Source organism: Methylobacterium sp. A54F (assembly GCF_053346035.1).
Map to the genome: position 1 here is coordinate 1 of NZ_JBKFBF010000149.1, position 301 is coordinate 301.

A 301-nucleotide genomic window follows, 5' to 3' on the forward strand; every position below is an offset into this window, starting at 1 on the left:
CGATGAAGGCCGGCAGGATGCACAGGCCCGCCCCCGCCAGGGTCGCGTGGGCCTGGGCGAGGGGGTTCGTGCTGCGCAGGCGCGCGGCCACCTCCGGCCCGACCACGTTGAGGTAGTTGAGCTCCTTGGCGAACAGCATGTCCTCGATGTAGCCCACGAACGGGTGCGCGCGCAGGTCGGCGACGGTGCGGATCGGGGGCGCCCCGGCGAGGTAGGCCGGCGCGGCGTGGACATGCAGGCGGTAGTCGGTGAGGCGGCGGGCCACCACCCGGGCCTGCTGCGGGCTCGACAGGCTGATCAC

The 301-nt window shown here is 73.8% G+C and carries 1 protein-coding gene; it reads right to left on the reverse strand.

Annotated elements, in window-relative coordinates:
- Window positions 1-301 (reverse strand): LysR substrate-binding domain-containing protein (locus ACLBXP_RS25725; protein ID WP_447670641.1); only part of this gene is annotated, 301 nt, incomplete at both ends.